A 16,711-nucleotide genomic window follows, 5' to 3' on the forward strand; every position below is an offset into this window, starting at 1 on the left:
AAACAATAAGTCTAGAAGCATAACTTTGAACTGAATTCTACTGGATAAATTGAAAGGATGATTATATCAGGGATATTTTAATGGGCTCTGTAGAAATCCTTAATTTAATCCATAATAATTGTATTACTTTTTTGTTTATATTATAGACTATTAGTTTAACTTTTACTTCTTTTACTTGATTTCTAACCTTTCTTGCTCTTAATGTTTCTCCAAATTTTCTTTTTACAACAGATATTATTGTCTCTACTATATTCCTTCTATTGTATTTGATCTTATCAAAGTCTTTGTTTAATTGTTTTCTATATTTTCCGTTTATTCTCTTTCTTTTTCTTTCTCTCAAAGGTACTATTGAATCTGCTTTTATCTCTTCTCTTATTAGAGTATGAATTTCTTCGGAATCATATCCTTTATCCATCACATAACATTGAGACTTTCTTGACTTGTTTGATTGTCTTATCAGAGTCTTTGCATGCTTGACATCATGATCTGTTTTTTGGCTAATTTTCCATCCTAATATTACTTTTTTAATAGTGTCTACTGATATTGAAGTTTTAAGGAAGCTCCTTCGGAGCTTCCCTGTTCTCTTAGAATAATAATGACTTGCATAAGAACTCGTAAATCCTGTTGCATCAATTGCCGTAATGAGAACTTTTTCTCCATGTGAGTAAAATAGTTTTAGAGTTTTTGACAAAATTAGGTTAAACAATGAAGAGGGAATTCTGGACACAAACTTTTGAAGAGTAGTGTAATGAGGAACCTTATCAAGGTCAAGTTTTTCCTTTATACTGTTCATGAGGTCAACAAGTTCTACAAAGTCACGGTAGTCTGTACTTATATACTCCTTCAATAAAACAAGAACAAGAAGCTGATGTTGAGTATAAACACGTTTGGAATATTTGCAGGAGTAAAGGTTCAGTCTGGAAGACTGAACCGTTTTAAGACTGAGATCAATAAATTTAATATACTTATTTGATGACAATAGCAATTGCTCCTTTGTTTTTTGTGTGGACAAAAAAATTAAGGAGCATTTTTACAATTTTATTTTTATAATTTTTGGGTAAAAACAGAATTTAGAGGATTTCTACAGAGCCTTTTAATGTTGAATTTTAAAATTAGGAATATTAAACAGATTTATTAAACAAATTTCTAAAAATATATAAAGAGTTAACAAAACAAAAAAAAGAAACGTCCGGACCGGGATTCGAACCCGAGTCGGAGCCTCGACAGGGCTCCATGATAGGCCCCTACACTATCCGGACACTTCGGTCTCTTTTGTTGTCGTTTTTTACTCGCGTTGCGAGCAAATCTTAAATGCCTTTTTAATATATAAATGTTCCCGTCGAAATCTTTCGATTCTGGTAAATGTTTCAGGTCCCGCCTCCCAGACTCGAACCGGGGACATCGCGGTGCCTGCGCGGAAATGTACGGGTAAATTTACCCGCACGAGCCGAACTACAGCCGCGCACTCTACCACTGAGTTAAGGCGGGACGATGTATATTGATCCAGTGCTGCACTGCTAGAGTGCACCAAATCATATATGATGATGGTATATATGTTTTTCGCTAGGTGCGGGCTATATCCTCAATTTTGTGCAATTTCTATAAGTGAGCTAATGCCATAACCCTCAACTCTAAAAAATGGATCCCCCTCAGAATAAGTATTTTTATTGAGTACAACAGTTATAACGAGGATTTATGAAAAGAACCTGAAGGTTCTTCTCAGTAGCATATGCTTTACTTAGAAAGTGCTCAGTTCTCCTTTAATTACCATTTCGGTAATCTTCGTCACATTGGAAAGCCAGTCATCCATAACAGCTTCGGCTTCGGCTTTGATCTTATCAAAAGAAGTGCCTTCCTTCGGGATGATCTGTGCACTTGCAACAAGCGGCTGGTCAATTGGTTTTCCTATCTGGGAAAGCAGCCTGATATAAACATCCTGGATATCCGGAACCTGCTTTACAATATCTTGAGCCATCTGGTTCGAGAGGAGGTTGTAGATTTTACCTATATGGTTAATAGGGTTCTTCCCGCTTGTTGCTTCCATGCTCATAGGCCTGTTTGGCGTGATCAGCCCGTTACAGCGGTTTCCGCGCCCAACAGAACCGTCATCTCCCATTTCAGCTGAGGTACCTGTAACTGTGAGGAAGATACATTTCGTTTTCAGATTATCTCCGGTATTAATGAAAACCTTTACATTACGTTCAGTATACCGAGTCGCGAGTTCCTCGACATATGTTTTCATTTCCTGGGTCATGTTTATATAGCTATCCAGGTCGTCAATGTATCTCCCGATCATGCCGCTGCAAATTGTAAGGGTTATATCATCTCCATCCCTGAGCCCCATAACCTTTGTATCTTCTCCGATTGCAGGCATGCGTGATTTAAGGTCTGTGAGCAGTTGTCTTTCGGTGTTGTATACAATATTTTCAAGCTCAGAAAAAGGAGCATGTCCGACCCCGAACGAGGTGTCATTTGCAACTGGAACCCTGTCCCTTTGGAAGACGTCCCTGAGGTCTGATGACCCTGTCCCGAGTTTGCAGTCCATGATAACATCTCTTTCGAGATCCATGTTTACAATGGTATTCTTAAGATATTTTCTGGCAGCTTGAAGGGCGACAGACTCGGTAGCAAGCTCAACCCCTTCGAATTCCTTTGTTGCCCTGCCCACAAGCAGTATGTATATGGGCTGCAGGACCTCTCCACCCCCGAACCTTGGGCTAGACCTCCCGGCTACAATTTGGGTTTCGTCAGTGTTATGGTGAAGTACAGTTCCACATTTATTTATATATTCCCTGCATAGTGCGCGACTCACGGCTTCAGCCAGTCCGTCCGATATGCTGTCAGGATGCCCTATCCCTTTGCGTTCTACAAGCTCTATCCGCTGCTTCTCAATAGGGGTCTGGAAGAGCTCTTCCACTTTAATATTTCGGGCCATTTGAATCCTCTTTTTTCAAAATCGGTAATAGTTTTATTAGATAAAAGTTGATGTCATTGGTTTATTATTTTTCGGTTAGTTATGTCATCAGTATGCTGCTGTCAGCACTCTGTTTAAATTGATTCCTGCTCTGTTATGAAACTAATAATTTTATACATGAATATTATATATGACTCGAAAGTTAGCTTCTATTAAATTGCTAGGACTATATAATTTTTCCCAAATTCTAATTACTGAAAGTAATATATCCCCTCCTAAAACTACTTTTTTATTTTTCAAGTTAAAAATTACCAGGTTTGTTTAAAAGTTACCAGCTTTGCTCTTTGAATTAATTAATAATGAACAGGCTTTTTATCTATGAATCTGCCTTTCTCAATGGAAAACTTCTATCTGATCTTACCGTGAAGTCTATATTATACTGAAGTATTCTGGATAAACGCTTTTATTTGGAAAAGTTCACCCGGGAAAAGTTTTCATACTGATTACTTATAGAGGACATAATAGATGATTCGCATTGCAATACCCAATAAAGGACGCCTTTACGAACCCACAATCTCCATTTTCAAGGATGCAGGGCTCCCAATCAGTGGAGGAGCCGAAAGTCGAAGACTCTTTGCAAAAACTCCAGACCCAGATATCCATATCCTCTTTGCCAGGGCGGCTGACATACCTGAATACGTACAGGACGGAGCTGCAGATGTCGGTATTACAGGATTGGATCTTATTATGGAAAGGGGTGCAAAGGTTGAAACCCTTCTGGATCTGAAATTTGGAAAGGCGAGCCTTGTTCTGGCTGTCCCTGAAGATTCGGATCTCCAGAAAGCTCAGGACCTTGAAGGCAAAAAGATTGCAACCGAGTTTCCGGGAATCACAAGCCAGTATTTTGAAAGGCTTGGAGTTAACGTTGAAATCATAAAGGTCAGCGGAGCCTGTGAGATGACCCCTCATGTCGGAATTGCCGATGCTATTGTGGACATCTCAAGTTCAGGAACAACTCTGTTGATAAACCACTTAAAGGCTATTGATACAGTCTTTTCTTCCACAGTCTACATGATTGCAAATAAGGAAAGCCTCAAAGCAAAAGACAAAATCCTGGATATAAAAACTGCACTGGAAAGTGTGCTCAATGCGAAACAGCGGCGTTATCTTATGATGAATGTTCCTGAGGCTTCCCTTGAAGCAGTAAAAGAGGTCCTGCCAGGGATGTCAGGCCCAACAGTTATGAAGGTTGAGCCCGGCAAATTGTCCGAAGAATCCATTCTTGCAGTTCATGCTGTTGTGGACGCAGACCTTATTTTTACTATTGTAAATAAGTTAAAGAAAATTGGTGCACGGGACATCCTTGTCGTACCTATCGAGAGGATAATGCCCTGAAAGGGAAATAGGCGTGGAAAAATAAGAAAAGATAAGCAAAGGAGATTTCCTCAAAACTTGCCGGAGATGCTGGTTTATATGGTTTTTGAAGTGATTCCTGCCGTAGATATGCGGGGTGGAAAGTGCGTTCAGCTTGTTCAGGGAGTTCCGGGCAGTGAGATTGTATCTCTCGATGATCCTCTTGAAGTTGCCCTTGACTGGGTCCGAAAAGGAGCAAAGACCTTGCACCTTGTAGATCTGGATGGAGCAATTGAAGGGAAACGCAAAAACGCTCCTATAATTGAGAAAATAGTCCACACATGCCGGGAGAAAGGGGTGCGGATTCAGGTTGGAGGAGGTATTAGAAGCTTTGAGGATGCATCTGCTCTTCTTCAACTGGGGGTCTCAAGGGTTATTCTCGGAACTGCTGCACTTCAGAACCCGGAACTTGTAAAAAGGCTTTCCAGTGCCTTTGGAAATGAATGCATAACTGTTGCCTTGGATGCAAAAAATGGGAAAATCTCGATCAAAGGCTGGACTGAAGAATGTGCATATACTCCCATGGAAATGGGCAGAAAGTTTGAAGAACTGGGCGCAGGCAGCTTGCTTTTTACAAATATAGATACTGAAGGCCTTATGCAGGGAATAAATCCTGCCCCTACAAAAGAGCTTGTCGAATCTGTCAGTATTCCCGTAATCGCATCTGGAGGGGTAAGTTCTTTGCAAGATCTGAAGATTCTAAAGAAGATCGGGGCGGCAGGAGTCGTCATAGGCAGTGCTCTCTATACAGGCAGGTTCACGCTTGAGGCTGCAATTGAAGCAGTTCTGCATGAGTGAGACAAGGTACAAAGCTTTTATAAATTTAAAGAGAATGTGATGCTGTATGAGAACAGGCAGAATGTCCCGCAAGACAAAAGAAACCGACATCCAGCTTGAACTGAACCTTGATGGCACAGGAATTGCCGATGTCAACACAGGAATCGGGTTTTTTGACCATATGCTTATCTCTTTTGCTAAGCATGCGGAATTTGACCTTAAGGTGCATGCGGATGGCGACCTGTATGTGGATGAGCATCACCTGATAGAAGACACAGCGATAGTCCTCGGAAAAGTGCTTGCAGATGCGCTTGGAGATATGACAGGAATTGCCCGTTTTGGGGAAGCCAGAATCCCAATGGACGAAGCCCTTGCCGAGGTTGCCCTGGATATAGGCGGGCGCAGCTATCTCGTCCTGAACGCCGAGTTTTCAGCGCCTCAGGTTGGACAATTCAGTACCCAGCTAGTAAAACACTTCTTTGAAGCACTTGCCTCAAATGCGAAAATTACCATCCATGCAAGTGTCTATGGCGATAATGACCATCACAAGATCGAGGCACTCTTCAAAGCTTTTGCCTATGCCATGAAACGGGCTGTAAAGGTCGAGGGTAAAGAGGTAAAGAGCACCAAAGGACTTCTGTAACGCAAGCCTTTTGAAAAAAGGCTTGAGCGAAAACCCCGAGCAACGGCGTGGTCAAGCGGCGCAACAGTTGGTAATAAACCGGAGCAACAATTTTGGTCAAGTGGCAAAAAACCTGCGCTCAGGCTGACTGATTAATAATAAAGATGCTATGCTAAGTTTAAAAGAACCAATTTACAAATGCAAGGGCAACTCTTTCCTCCTTTTCTCATTTATATCGCTTAGTTGAGTTAGGCAAAAGGCATACTTTTGGAATTTAACTCAATATATGTTTTGGTTGATTCCACTTGTTCAGACGCATATTTTTTTCGTTGTTGCTGGCTCAAAGGAGAGGGCAAACGTACATTTTTATTCCGGGAAATTAATTTTATGGATAGAATTTGGGGGGAATGAAATGAAAGTTCTTTATGTTTATGCACACCCGGAACCGAAATCTTTTAACGGCGCTTTAAAGGATACAGCCCTTGCTGCCCTGCAGGAGAAGGGGCACGAAGTAAAGCTCTCTGACCTGTACGCAATGAAATTTCATCCTGTCCTGAAACCTTCAGACTTTCCAGAAAGGAAAAATCTTGAGGTCTTCAACCCTTTTCTGGAGGCTATAAAAGCAGTAAAGACAGGAGCCTTTTCACCCGATATTAAGGAGGAGATGGAAAAAGTAAAATGGGCTGACCTTCTGATTTTTCAGTTTCCTATTTATTTTACGGCTATGCCTGCCATTATGAAAGGCTGGATTGACCGTGTTCTGGCACCTGGGTTCGGGTTTGACCCGGTTACCAATAGTGCATACGATACCGGTCTCTTCAAGGGGAAGTCTGCAATGCTTGTTGCAACAACAGGGGCTCCGAAGGAACTGTATTCCGAAGGAGGCGCGCATGGCGACCTTAACAGACATCTCGAATCAATAACACACTGTGTTTTTGAATTTATGGGAATGAAGGTGCTCCCATCATACATAATTTATGAAGTGAGCAGCATGTCCAGAGAAAGAGGGGCTGAAGAGCTGGAAAAGTATAAACAGAGACTGCTTGAACTTTGATTCAGGTAAAGAGTCTTCAAGTTTTAATATTCAATTTTGATTAATTTTAAATGAAAAAAATTAATATTTCTTGTTTTTTCCCTGTTTGCTTTCTTCTGTTTACTCTTTAATTTTTAATTTTATTCTTTATTTCCTGCTGGCGGTTCTATATTATTTTATTTGCCTGCATGCTGTACAATAATTCTTTTTTCAACAAGAATATTCCTGCTTTTGCTGTCAATAATTCTAAGAAGAATTTCAGAATCCGCTTTGAAGCCATAATTATCGGAAGTGTTACTATCTCCATCCACACTTACTTTCACACTGGAATTAACATATTTTGAGCTATCTTGCCCACACAGGATCAATTTCTCTCCAATAGTCCAGAAGCCGTCTTCAAGAGTTGCACTGTTTCGGCTAACGTATGTATTGTTTTTCTTTTCGGGACTCAAATTCTCGTAAAAAACCTCTGTATCTCCTTCAACACGAGTTCCTCCGTTTCCAACATCCCCCTGGTAAGAGTTTCCGTATCCTGAAATCTTTATGGAAGTGGTACTGAGAGGAAGAGCATCGCCTCCTTCGTGCATAAGCACAATCTTATTTTCTTCAAGTGTGACTCTCTTTGTAGTCGGACCGACTCCATATAGTCCCCCTTTGCAGGATTCAACAGTAATTCTTGCCATGGGAGTTTGAGAATTTGCGTCTTCTCCAACACTGTTAAAGATAATGCCAGAAATTGCACCTGCAAGTACAATCAGAATAAGCAGCATAAGGAGGGAACCAACAACAGGGGTTATAGCCTCTGATGCTGATCCAGATGAATAGAATTGCTTACAAGAAATTTTTCCCCACGCTTTCATTAGTAATAGATGGGATAAACTGTAATAAATACTTTATTAAGTTTACTGGAAAAAGGAATTTACTAAGAAAAGTTTGGAGGGAATTTCTCCTGAATTATTTTCTTCTCCGCTGTCTCTGGTAATACTCCTTTTCGAGCTCGAAAATCCCTCGAACCGATTCAAGTTCTTTTTTGCTTTTAGCATAATTCAAAAGCACAAGAGCAACTCCGCAGAGCAGAGCTATAATTGCAATAGAGAAATATAGGGGTGCCGATTTGGTATAGTACTTAACCTGAATAGCTTCCTCCCGCTCTCCCATCTTCGAGGAAATCCACAGGAGGGTTTGCCTTCCTTTTTCATCAAAGGTTACATTCGCAGGCTCGGGCCTGGCTATCCCGAATACCCTGTTGCCAGTGACATATCCCTCTGGAAGTACCACACGGATGAATTCGGAATCGGGTTTCAGGACCGCAAAGCCCCGGGTTCCCGGAGTTTTGAGCGTATATGCAATAAAACCTGTTACAGGCTCTTCGAACTCCAGGTTTACAACTTTCATATTCCGGCTAATTTCCTGAGTCATGTTATAATTCAGATCTGAAGTTTCATTTCTGCGTGATAGTTCTTCAAAAGTTTGCGGGGTTGCTGTGGTCTCATTAGCAGGCTCTGCAAGCAATACAAAATCCTGAATCGGATCCTCTTCGCGACCACCGCCCAGGGTTTCAGGGGGATAAATCTCAAGCTTGCTGGTATTTACTGCGATATGTACAACCTGCACCTTCGTATTATTTTCCAGCAGATAGTACGTGGTTGTGTTTGCAAGCGTTTGATTGCCCGATTCGTTCAGGAAAACCTCAAATTCGTAATTAGAAATATTGCCATCATTCGGGACAATATCCTTTTTTTGGTCTATACAACCCAATACTAAGACCACCAGCAGGGCAAGGAACATAAACACAATTTTCGTTTTCATTCTCACAGACAAGTTCTCCCTTGAGCTTGAAGCAATCTCTTTTCAGCCTGCAGCAAATTACTTTTCTTCCAGATAAATCCTGTGCAGGGTCAGGGACAGGTTAATATTTATCCTATGCTTCCTCTTCTTAATAAACAGCACGGATAGACATCTCTAATAAATATGACAGAAAGCTCACTTTCCTGAATAAAAAGACAAGCCTGGAAGGCAGCAAAAATTCAAATATTAGATTTTCCGGAAGAGTTAAGGAATCTTTCCACCATAGCCCAGTCAATTTTCTTTATATACTTTGCCTGTAGCTTGGAAACATAAAGAATATTACTACCAATCAGGATTTTAAGGTCTGAAGGCTTGGGATCGGCTGTACCCAGTGGAAGAAGTACAGGTCCCTCAGGGGATGTAGATAATCTGAAATCCTGCCCGCTCTTTCTTATATAGGCTCTCACCTTTTCATCAATTGCAAACGATGGAATCATATTAACACCATTCAAAACTTGTCCGGGGAAGATAAATAATTACAGGTTACGATATAATAAAACTAAAGATCTGGTAAGCAGGAAAACTATCCTGTCAGACAGGAAAAACTGTCCTGATCATAGGAAGTTCCGGGGCAATTTTAAATCGCATGAAAGCAATTTAGGACGAAGATAATATGATGATGAGAGATAAGGGAAAACTTGTAATCTGGCCAGTATATCTTGACCAGACAAAGTCAAGGAGCAGCGGCAGAATTATCTCCCGGAAAAATGCAATAAAGGAACCGCAACTTAATGAGATAAAAGAAGCAGCCCAGCAGCTTGGTTTGCATCCTGAAGTAGAGCCTCAAAAAGCCTATCCCAAATCCTGGTGGGAAGTAAGTGGGAGAGTGCTTGTAGACGATAAAGGTCCGAAATCCGTTATTGCAAAACAGATTGCCTTAACTATAAAAAAGATGAGAAGCCAGCAGAGTCCTGCCAAAACCTGATATTAATATTATCTTAATACAAGAAAAAGAGGGCTTTGAAAGTCCAGAGATAAATAGTCCTGGTGTTTTGGAAATTTCCTATCTGTACTTCAGGCAGCCTTTATAAGTCCAGTTAGCCTTTATAAATCCAGTTAGCCTTTATAAATCCAGTTAGCCTTTATTTTTTAGTCTTTTATAGGGATATCTCATTTCTTTTCTGCAGCGCTGGCAGGAAACAACAATATATCCTTCTTTCAACCTGTAGCGAACATTCTTTCCGGGTACGAGAAAAGTGTAGCAGTGTTTGCAGATTCTGCTTTTGATCTCCCTTGGAATACTTGTCCGGGTTCTCATAGAGATATTTCTGATAAGCTGAACATAACGCTCACTGCGTTCAGGGTGTTCTGCATGCTCCCTTTTTGCAAGCTCAAAAAGCCGCCACATGCGCTGGGTTGCGATAACCTGAATCAGGTTTTTCTGCTGTTTTCTTGCTATTCTGGACATTGGTAAACCAATCCTGTATCTTCGAGTAGGATCTCGATCTTTGAAGCGTTTTTAAAAAACCGAAATCAGGATTCAAGAATAATCACATTGATATCAGGATTCTTGCCGCGTACAAGGGTTTTAAACTTTTCGGGATCTCCGTCCGTAATTCCAGGTTTCCCATAGTGCATCGGAATTACATCTTTTGGGGAAATGGCTGCAGCCACATTTGCTGCCTCTTCCTCATCCATTGTATATGTCCCTCCTATGGGCAAAAGGGCGACATCTGCCTTGATATCTTTCATCTCAGGGAAAAAATCACAGTCTCCTGCATGATAAATCCGGATTCCTCCAAGCTCCACTATATACCCTACTCCGAATCCACGTGGATGATAGGGTTTATCGACATTATAAGCCGGAACCACCTCAATCCTGATTCCTTTTATCTCAAGTCCGTCAGCCAGCACATCTCCCTCCTCAATCCTTCTTGCATCCCCTTTGAATTGCAGGGATAGATTTTCAGGGATCAGAGTAGTTGAATCCGACCTGCGGACTTTTCGGATATCATCAGGACTGCAATGATCCGAGTGCTCATGAGTGATCAACAGGATGTCGGCTTTATCTTCAAAAGCAGGTTCTTCACCGAGATCATAAGGATCGATATAAATCTTTTTTCCATCCCCATCAAGCAGAAAACCGGCGTGACCCAGCCATCGAATATTTACTCTTCCTATCTTTACACTGTTCATCTCATACCCCTACGAACTCCCTAATTGAGCTTGTGAGAATATTCTAACGAAAGATTATATCAGGACTATTTATAGAAGAATCGTTTTGCGGTTATATTAATAGTATCCGACAATATAGACTCTATCTTTTAAGAGGAAAATGTTCATAGAAGCATCACAGGGCTTAAAAAGGTTAGAACACTTGAAAAGCAGCTGATTACCTATCCTTATTAACATAACCTGGATCAATTACCCTGTCATAGATCATCTTCTGCATATAACACACAATCGGGAGTTTGATTACCACTGCTTCTCTCTTGTCCTCCTGCACGCTGAACTCCGATTAACTCTTTCCCATCGGCAATCAGAAAAAATTCTTCATTTATACCTGACACCATCAATTATAATATTATCCAGAAAATCCATGAATTCCTCTGTGGTTTTTTTGAATTCAAAAGGCAGCAAACTGAACCTTTCCGGTTTATCAACAATAACAGTCAGTTTGCAAGTTTTCTCCAGTCTTTTTAGTTCCGGTTCAAACTCCTTTAGAAACTCAGGGCTGGACGAGAAAATAATAAGTTCTTCTTTTACTCTGTCCAGGATTTCACGTATTCTGTTCTTTATCCCCCAATCACTCTGGATGCACCATACAGGAGAAGTTTTTGGGAGTTCATAGCTCAGTTCATTGAGCTGGTCAAGCGTCTCGATTGCACAATTAATAAATTCGTCTTTTATCTTTCCGATCACCTCTCTTGGATCGACTGCCCGGAAATAGGTAGGAGATCCCTGCCTTACTTCAAGAAAGCCTTTTTTAGCAAGTACTTTGAGAATTTCATATATTTTGGCTCTTGGCACATTTGTAAGCTCATGGATCTCACGGGCTGTAGCTTCCCTCAAACTTACAAGCCCAACATAGGCTTTTGCCTCATTTTCGGTTAGCCCAAGCTTCTCAAGGTTGTGAATTAACTGAGGATTAATTTGTGGAAACATTTGTTACCCCTAATGTAACAATAAACTTAAATCTTTTCTGTCTATATACGTCATAGACCTGAGCTACTTAAAAAATTTGCCTCACATTAAAATAATTATAAGAATGTCTATTTGAATACAGGTTAATAGACCGAATGGGTAAGTAAGCATCCAACTTAAAGAGAAAAAATATATTGAAGACGTAGCTCAAAGTCCTTAAATCGACTTCATATAAAATTATGAGGGGAATCTACTATTAAAGATACTTTTGAAAAACTGGGATTTTTCATCCAGAACAATCGTTTTTCTGTACTCCTGATAGCTTTCCTGTTCGTAATAATCTCAACGCAGGGAGCACAGCTAATTGAGATGAAATCAGGAACAGATACCTTTGTCGGGAAAGACTCTCCTCTCTACCAGGATTATGATCACCTTTATCAGAGTATTTTTCAGACGCGATCTATTGTTATAATGGTAGAGGGTAATGAGGTAAAAAGTGCTGATCTGATGAAAGCCGTAGACAGGTTAGAGCATCAGTTACAGGCAACGGACGGGGTGATCGAAACTATAAGCCCTGCCTCCCTTATCAAACAGGTTAATTATCAGATGACAGGAAGGTATACGCTTCCCGAAACCGATGAAGAAATAAAAGCCATTATAGATGGAAACCCTGATATTTTCGGTCAGATCATCCCTGACAACACTCATATGCTGATTTCTGTAAATATGGCTGGTTCAGCCAGTGACAAGGCACAGGAAGATATCCTTGTTGCAACTGAAGATGCTGTATCTTTTGCGGATTTCCCGCCCTCTTACAATATTATTATCACTGGCGATCCAGCATTCAGCATTTCCATGAACTACGAGATGAATACCAGTATGGGTTTACTTTTAGGACTTTCAGCTATTTTCATGGTTACAGTATTGCTCCTTGTATTCAGGCATGTCCGCTGGTCTCTTCTCCCTCTGCCTGTAGTCCTTCTGGGCGTTGTCTATACCTTCGGAGCTATGGGCTATATAGGAATTCCAATGTCCATGGTTTCTATGTCAGCATTCCCTATCCTCATAGGCGTGGGAATTGACTATGCTATCCAGTTCCATAACAGGCTTGAAGAAGAACTTCAAGAAAAAGGAAATAAAACTGGAGCAGTTATAGAAACCGTAAAACATACCGGTCCTGCGGTCCTTATAGCTCTGGCAATGACAGCCCTTGGATTTTTCTCCCTCTTTACATCTACTGTGCCAATGATCCAGGACTTTGGAAAACTGCTAATGATAGGCATTTTAATGTGTTATTTCTCTTCCATCTTCGTAGGTGTTGTAACGATTTCCTTATTTGATAAATATTCGGAGAAAAATCCCCTGAGGAAGATAGCAAATAAGATAAAACCAGCAAACTCGGGGAAGAAGAAAAAATCTGAAGAAGAAAGCGCGAGCAGCCGTCTTATTGGAAGAACTCTTCAGAAGATTACGAATGTGACTATCAAATATAATATTTTAGTACTGGGAATTGCATGCTTGCTCTGTTTTGGTGGTCTCTATCTTGATCAATCCGTACCTATTGAGACTGACGTTCAAACCTTCGTACCCCAGGATATGCCTGCCCTTGTGAATCTCAGACATATGGGAGATATCATGGGCGGAGATGATCAATTAAATCTCATCATCAAGGTGAAGGACACGGCAAACCCGGATGTTCTGAAGTGGATAGACCGTTTTTCCGAACATGAAGTAGCATCCAATGCGCACATTTACAGCGCTACTAGCATAGTGCCGCTCGTAAAGGAAAGGAATGGAGGTGTAATTCCCGATACCAGCCAGGAAATAAAGAACATCTACTCCCAGATCCCAGAAGCGCAGAAGAATCGCTACATGTACGGAAATAACATGCTTCTCCTTAACTTCAATATAGGGAATGCGGTTGCAGACATCAAGATGACAGGGATTGAAGAGCTTACAAACATTGTAAAGCAGGACATGCAGTGGATGCCAGCTCCACCAGGAACCACAGTTACAATTACTGGAAACTCGGTCGTGTTTATGGAGGTTCTTACTGCTCTTACCAGCGGAAGAGTTGCAATGACTTTCTTTGGTCTTCTTCTCGTGTTTGCAGGGCTTCTTGTGGTTTATCGGGATTGGGTGAAAGCACTGGTTCCTGTAATCCCTATGGTAATAGTAATAGGCTGGTCAGGCGGAGTCATGAGCTATCTTAATATCGACTATACTCCCATGACAGCAACCCTGGGAGCACTGATTTTAGGGGTCGGGTCCGAGTATGCTATCCTCATGATGGAACGTTACTTTGAAGAGAAGGATAAAGGAGTTAGTCATATCGAAGCAATCCAGATGGCAAGTTCTAAAATAGGAAGTGCAATCGTTGCTTCAGGGGCTACGACAGTATTCGGGTTCATGGCCCTGATAGCTTCTCCTTTTCCAATGATTACGGACTTCGGTATGGTTACGGTTATCGATATTGTTCTGGCTCTCCTGGCAACCTTTGTAGTCTTCCCGCCGCTTATGATTACCCTTGATACCTGGCGGGATAGAAGAAAAGGTCTCAGGACGGCAGAAAAAAGGACTGAAATACAGAAACAAACTCAGGGAGCCGAAATATGAGGCTAGTGACCATAAAATTAAGGCAAAAAATGATTAAAAAATTCACTATAGTTACGTTAATACTATCAATATTATCTATTACTGCATCTCCAGCCCTCGGAAATAACAACGATGAGACTAATTTCCTTATCCCGGAGCATGGCTACACTGTAGACTACTACAGAAGTTACGGGGAGCCGGTCATTCGTGCATCAATTATAGGAAATCCCGAACTCAGTAGGGGAGAAACAGCAGACCTGCAGATAACAATAGCTAACAGTGGAGTGGTAGAAGGTTTCAAGAGGCTTAACGCAAACCAGAATAGAATTCCAGATTCAACAGAGGAAAAGCTTGCAGAGGCTGAAATGGAAGAAGAAAAAGGGTGCACGACAGCAAAAAATATTAAAGCTGTCCTTGTGTCAGAAACTGAGTATATTGAAGTCGAACCTGCAACCTGTGTGCAGCACGTGGAAGAACTTGAAACAGGTTATACGGCAACCCTCCGCTATACAATAAAAATAGATAGTGATGCACCTGCCGGAAGTTACGAGCTCCTCCTTCCTTTAAATTATCAATATCAGGCAAACGTCCGGACTACAACTGCGGATGTAATAAATCTGGGTCTGACGGATACGCAGTATGCAAGAGAGTACAAAACTAAAACCGAAACTCTCAGAATACCTATCTCTATAGAAAATAAACCCAGATTAGAAGTAACCAACGTCTCCGGAAATTTAGCTCAGGGGGAGAGTAAAGCCATTGAAATCACCTATAAGAACACCGGGGAGAGCGTAGCAAAAGACGCTTTAGCTCGAATTATCGTTATGAGCCCACTGAGTACTGAGAAATCCATAGTGAGGCTTGGAGACATAGAACCAGGGGAGGAAAAGATCGCCAGGTTCGTGATTTCGGCAGATCAGGACGCCCTTGTGAAGAATTACGGCATAAATAGTGAAATAAAATATATTGATGAAGATGGGGAAACCTCCTTTTCAGAAAACATGAAAGTCAATATACACCTTGAAGCTACAGAAAAAAAATTTAGCATAACGGGTGTAGCAGTCATACTGATTGTCCTTATCGCTCTTTATCAGATCATAAATGTATACCGGAAAAGAAACAAGAATAATGAGAATGCATCAGGTGATTTAAATGAATAAAAATGGATTTTTTACTGCTGTCACAACTCTTCTTGTCCTCTGCTGGGCGATCCTTCCAGCACAAGCAGCTCTACCTAAAAATTTTGATATCAGTGATAATTATTACAACGTATATGGAGGGCCTGACCTTAGCGCAACACTTATCGGAGATAATGAATTTTCGAGAGGAGATACTGTAACCCTTAATATAGAGCTGATGAATAAAGGCAAAATTGCCGGCTTTAAAGTTGAAAACGAAGTAGATCTCGGAGATTATGTAGGTGAAATGCTTCAGCAAGCAGAAATGCAGTATGAAGCTCAGGCTACGACAGCAGTAGGCATCCTTGCAACCCTCAAATCCGAAGACCCTAATATTAAGGTTAAATCAGGGCCACAGCAAGCAGGCACTCTCAGACAGGGTAAACAGAGTGCAAGCCCAACAAAATTTACGATTGAGATTAACAAAAATGCCTCTGCAGGCACCTATCCGTTAACCCTTGAACTTTCATACCAGTACCAGCACAATGTCCAGGTGGGGGGAGACGAATTTGACGCCACAACAGGTGTTGTAACTAACAAGGAAGTAGGCATCTGGTATGAAAACAAAACTCAGACACAGACTCTCAATATAAAGGTCAAAAAAGAGCCTTACTTTGAGGTCACAAACGTGACAGGTGACCTTTACCCTGATGAAGGCGGAATGCTCCGTGTTACTTATAAAAACATTGGCGAAGAGCCTGCAAAAGATGCTACAGTCAGGATCAGTGCAGCTGATCCCATCAGCACAACTGACGACCAGGCTTATCTTGGAACACTAAACCCTGGAGAAAGTGCTGTTGCCATTTTCGATATGGATGTAGACGAAACTGCAACCCCGAAGCCTTATTCTCTTAACAGTGAAATTCTCTATGAAGATGCTGACGGACACGATCAGGTCTCAGATAGTATCAAGATTAATACTGAAGTTCTGCCTGCCAAGGAGAGCCTCCCTGGATATCAGACGGTAACAGGCGTGGCATTTATGGCTCTTGCAGCATTTTTCGTCATGTTAAGGAAGAAGAGACAGGACTGAGATTAGTCACCAAAATATTAAAAAGGTTTGAGCTAACAACGTATTCAAAGGTGTATCTAGATAGTCTTTTTAAAAGACTATAACCCCTTAATTTTTAGAAATACGCATATTCGGCTTTATAAGTTTGAATTTTTTACTCAAACTGCAAAGCAATCACCTGAATAATTCTGAAAATCAAACCTTTTTGAGTATAACCTAATTAATTTTTTTCTGT

16 protein-coding genes and 2 tRNA genes are annotated in these 16,711 nt (G+C 41.0%); 8 read left to right on the forward strand and 10 right to left on the reverse strand.

Annotation, left to right across the window (positions count from 1 at the left end):
* Nucleotides 1-61 precede the first annotated feature (61 nt).
* The 4 genes from MSTHT_RS10550 to MSTHT_RS10565 form a co-directional block, all read right to left on the reverse strand.
* On the reverse strand, nt 62-979 hold the full coding sequence (locus MSTHT_RS10550) for an IS5 family transposase (RefSeq protein WP_048167747.1): 918 nt from the start codon (nt 977-979) through the stop codon (nt 62-64).
* A 207-nt stretch (nt 980-1,186) separates the two neighbouring features.
* A tRNA-Asp gene (locus MSTHT_RS10555) sits at nt 1,187-1,259 on the reverse strand.
* Between the two features lie 113 nt (nt 1,260-1,372).
* Nucleotides 1,373-1,488 (reverse strand) — tRNA-Tyr (locus tag MSTHT_RS10560).
* Nucleotides 1,489-1,738: 250 nt separating this feature from the next.
* Nucleotides 1,739-2,935, reverse strand: coding sequence for a methionine adenosyltransferase (locus MSTHT_RS10565; protein ID WP_048167748.1), 1,197 nt, complete (start codon nt 2,933-2,935; stop codon nt 1,739-1,741).
* 504 nt (nt 2,936-3,439) lie between these two features.
* Here MSTHT_RS10565 and hisG point away from each other — a divergent pair.
* The 4 genes from hisG to MSTHT_RS10585 all read left to right on the forward strand — a co-directional run bounded on the left by hisG (nt 3,440) and on the right by MSTHT_RS10585 (nt 6,780).
* A complete protein-coding gene (gene hisG / locus MSTHT_RS10570) occupies nt 3,440-4,309 on the forward strand; it encodes an ATP phosphoribosyltransferase (RefSeq protein WP_048167749.1) in 870 nt (289 codons plus the stop codon).
* Nucleotides 4,310-4,387: 78 nt separating this feature from the next.
* Nucleotides 4,388-5,125, forward strand: coding sequence for a 1-(5-phosphoribosyl)-5-[(5-phosphoribosylamino)methylideneamino]imidazole-4-carboxamide isomerase (gene hisA, locus MSTHT_RS10575; RefSeq protein WP_048168540.1), 738 nt, complete (start codon nt 4,388-4,390; stop codon nt 5,123-5,125).
* Between the two features lie 46 nt (nt 5,126-5,171).
* Nucleotides 5,172-5,747 carry an imidazoleglycerol-phosphate dehydratase HisB gene (hisB, locus tag MSTHT_RS10580; RefSeq protein WP_048167750.1) on the forward strand — a complete coding sequence of 192 codons (576 nt, stop codon included), beginning with the start codon at nt 5,172-5,174 and terminating at the stop codon, nt 5,745-5,747.
* 391 nt (nt 5,748-6,138) lie between these two features.
* Entirely contained in the window at nt 6,139-6,780 is a 642-nt protein-coding gene (locus tag MSTHT_RS10585; RefSeq protein WP_048168541.1) for an NAD(P)H-dependent oxidoreductase, read from the forward strand.
* Nucleotides 6,781-6,935: 155 nt separating this feature from the next.
* On the opposite strand, the gene MSTHT_RS10590 is transcribed toward MSTHT_RS10585, so the two are convergent.
* The 3 genes from MSTHT_RS10590 to MSTHT_RS10600 all read right to left on the reverse strand — a co-directional run bounded on the left by MSTHT_RS10590 (nt 6,936) and on the right by MSTHT_RS10600 (nt 9,044).
* On the reverse strand, nt 6,936-7,619 hold the full coding sequence (locus MSTHT_RS10590; RefSeq protein WP_048167751.1) for a type IV pilin: 684 nt from the start codon (nt 7,617-7,619) through the stop codon (nt 6,936-6,938).
* Nucleotides 7,620-7,713: 94 nt separating this feature from the next.
* The gene (locus MSTHT_RS10595; RefSeq protein ID WP_231588078.1) at nt 7,714-8,568 is read right to left on the reverse strand and encodes a DUF5803 family protein; all 855 of its coding nucleotides are present in this window, start codon (nt 8,566-8,568) and stop codon (nt 7,714-7,716) included.
* Nucleotides 8,569-8,786: 218 nt separating this feature from the next.
* Entirely contained in the window at nt 8,787-9,044 is a 258-nt protein-coding gene (locus tag MSTHT_RS10600) for a hypothetical protein (RefSeq protein WP_048167753.1), read from the reverse strand.
* A 182-nt stretch (nt 9,045-9,226) separates the two neighbouring features.
* Here MSTHT_RS10600 and MSTHT_RS10605 point away from each other — a divergent pair, with 182 nt between their 5' ends.
* Nucleotides 9,227-9,532, forward strand: a complete 306-nt coding sequence (locus MSTHT_RS10605) for a signal recognition particle protein Srp19 (RefSeq protein ID WP_048168542.1) — start codon at nt 9,227-9,229, stop codon at nt 9,530-9,532.
* 150 nt (nt 9,533-9,682) lie between these two features.
* On the opposite strand, the gene MSTHT_RS10610 is transcribed toward MSTHT_RS10605, so the two are convergent.
* From MSTHT_RS10610 to MSTHT_RS10620, 3 genes are all read right to left on the reverse strand, one after another.
* Nucleotides 9,683-10,015, reverse strand: a complete 333-nt coding sequence (locus tag MSTHT_RS10610; RefSeq protein ID WP_048167754.1) for a ribonuclease P protein component 4 — start codon at nt 10,013-10,015, stop codon at nt 9,683-9,685.
* A gap of 65 nt (nt 10,016-10,080) precedes the next feature.
* Nucleotides 10,081-10,743, reverse strand: a complete 663-nt coding sequence (locus tag MSTHT_RS10615; protein WP_048167755.1) for an MBL fold metallo-hydrolase — start codon at nt 10,741-10,743, stop codon at nt 10,081-10,083.
* A gap of 357 nt (nt 10,744-11,100) precedes the next feature.
* Nucleotides 11,101-11,712, reverse strand: coding sequence for a TrmB family transcriptional regulator (locus MSTHT_RS10620; RefSeq protein WP_231588079.1), 612 nt, complete (start codon nt 11,710-11,712; stop codon nt 11,101-11,103).
* A 234-nt stretch (nt 11,713-11,946) separates the two neighbouring features.
* Between MSTHT_RS10620 and MSTHT_RS10625 the strand changes: the two genes are divergently transcribed.
* The 3 genes from MSTHT_RS10625 to MSTHT_RS10635 are packed head-to-tail and all read left to right on the forward strand — an operon-like array spanning nt 11,947 to nt 16,497.
* Nucleotides 11,947-14,307 (forward strand): efflux RND transporter permease subunit, encoded by a 2,361-nt coding sequence (locus tag MSTHT_RS10625; RefSeq protein ID WP_052721880.1) that lies wholly within the window; start codon nt 11,947-11,949, stop codon nt 14,305-14,307.
* A gap of 29 nt (nt 14,308-14,336) precedes the next feature.
* Complete coding sequence (locus MSTHT_RS10630; RefSeq protein WP_231588080.1) at nt 14,337-15,446, forward strand: COG1361 S-layer family protein; 1,110 nt, start codon at nt 14,337-14,339, stop codon at nt 15,444-15,446.
* On the forward strand, nt 15,439-16,497 hold the full coding sequence (locus MSTHT_RS10635) for a COG1361 S-layer family protein (RefSeq protein WP_048167758.1): 1,059 nt from the start codon (nt 15,439-15,441) through the stop codon (nt 16,495-16,497). The genes MSTHT_RS10630 and MSTHT_RS10635 overlap by 8 nt, the downstream gene beginning before the upstream one ends.
* Nucleotides 16,498-16,711: the final 214 nt, after the last annotated feature.

It is taken from the genome of Methanosarcina thermophila TM-1, assembly GCF_000969885.1.
Lineage (GTDB): Archaea > Halobacteriota > Methanosarcinia > Methanosarcinales > Methanosarcinaceae > Methanosarcina > Methanosarcina thermophila.

Bases quoted from the DNA above. Each gene is read 5' to 3' on its own strand.
- MSTHT_RS10590 (WP_048167751.1), bottom strand. From the start codon at position 7,619: ATGAAAGCGTGGGGAAAAATTTCTTGTAAGCAATTCTATTCATCTGGA.
- MSTHT_RS10620 (WP_231588079.1), bottom strand. From the start codon at position 11,712: ATGTTTCCACAAATTAATCCTCAGTTAATTCACAACCTTGAGAAGCTT.
- MSTHT_RS10615 (WP_048167755.1), bottom strand. From the start codon at position 10,743: ATGAACAGTGTAAAGATAGGAAGAGTAAATATTCGATGGCTGGGTCAC.
- MSTHT_RS10565 (WP_048167748.1), bottom strand. From the start codon at position 2,935: ATGGCCCGAAATATTAAAGTGGAAGAGCTCTTCCAGACCCCTATTGAG.
- MSTHT_RS10595 (WP_231588078.1), bottom strand. From the start codon at position 8,568: ATGAAAACGAAAATTGTGTTTATGTTCCTTGCCCTGCTGGTGGTCTTA.
- MSTHT_RS10605 (WP_048168542.1), top strand. From the start codon at position 9,227: ATGAGAGATAAGGGAAAACTTGTAATCTGGCCAGTATATCTTGACCAG.
- MSTHT_RS10635 (WP_048167758.1), top strand. From the start codon at position 15,439: ATGAATAAAAATGGATTTTTTACTGCTGTCACAACTCTTCTTGTCCTC.
- hisB (WP_048167750.1), top strand. From the start codon at position 5,172: ATGAGAACAGGCAGAATGTCCCGCAAGACAAAAGAAACCGACATCCAG.
- hisA (WP_048168540.1), top strand. From the start codon at position 4,388: ATGGTTTTTGAAGTGATTCCTGCCGTAGATATGCGGGGTGGAAAGTGC.
- MSTHT_RS10600 (WP_048167753.1), bottom strand. From the start codon at position 9,044: ATGATTCCATCGTTTGCAATTGATGAAAAGGTGAGAGCCTATATAAGA.
- MSTHT_RS10585 (WP_048168541.1), top strand. From the start codon at position 6,139: ATGAAAGTTCTTTATGTTTATGCACACCCGGAACCGAAATCTTTTAAC.
- hisG (WP_048167749.1), top strand. From the start codon at position 3,440: ATGATTCGCATTGCAATACCCAATAAAGGACGCCTTTACGAACCCACA.
- MSTHT_RS10630 (WP_231588080.1), top strand. From the start codon at position 14,337: ATGATTAAAAAATTCACTATAGTTACGTTAATACTATCAATATTATCT.
- MSTHT_RS10610 (WP_048167754.1), bottom strand. From the start codon at position 10,015: ATGTCCAGAATAGCAAGAAAACAGCAGAAAAACCTGATTCAGGTTATC.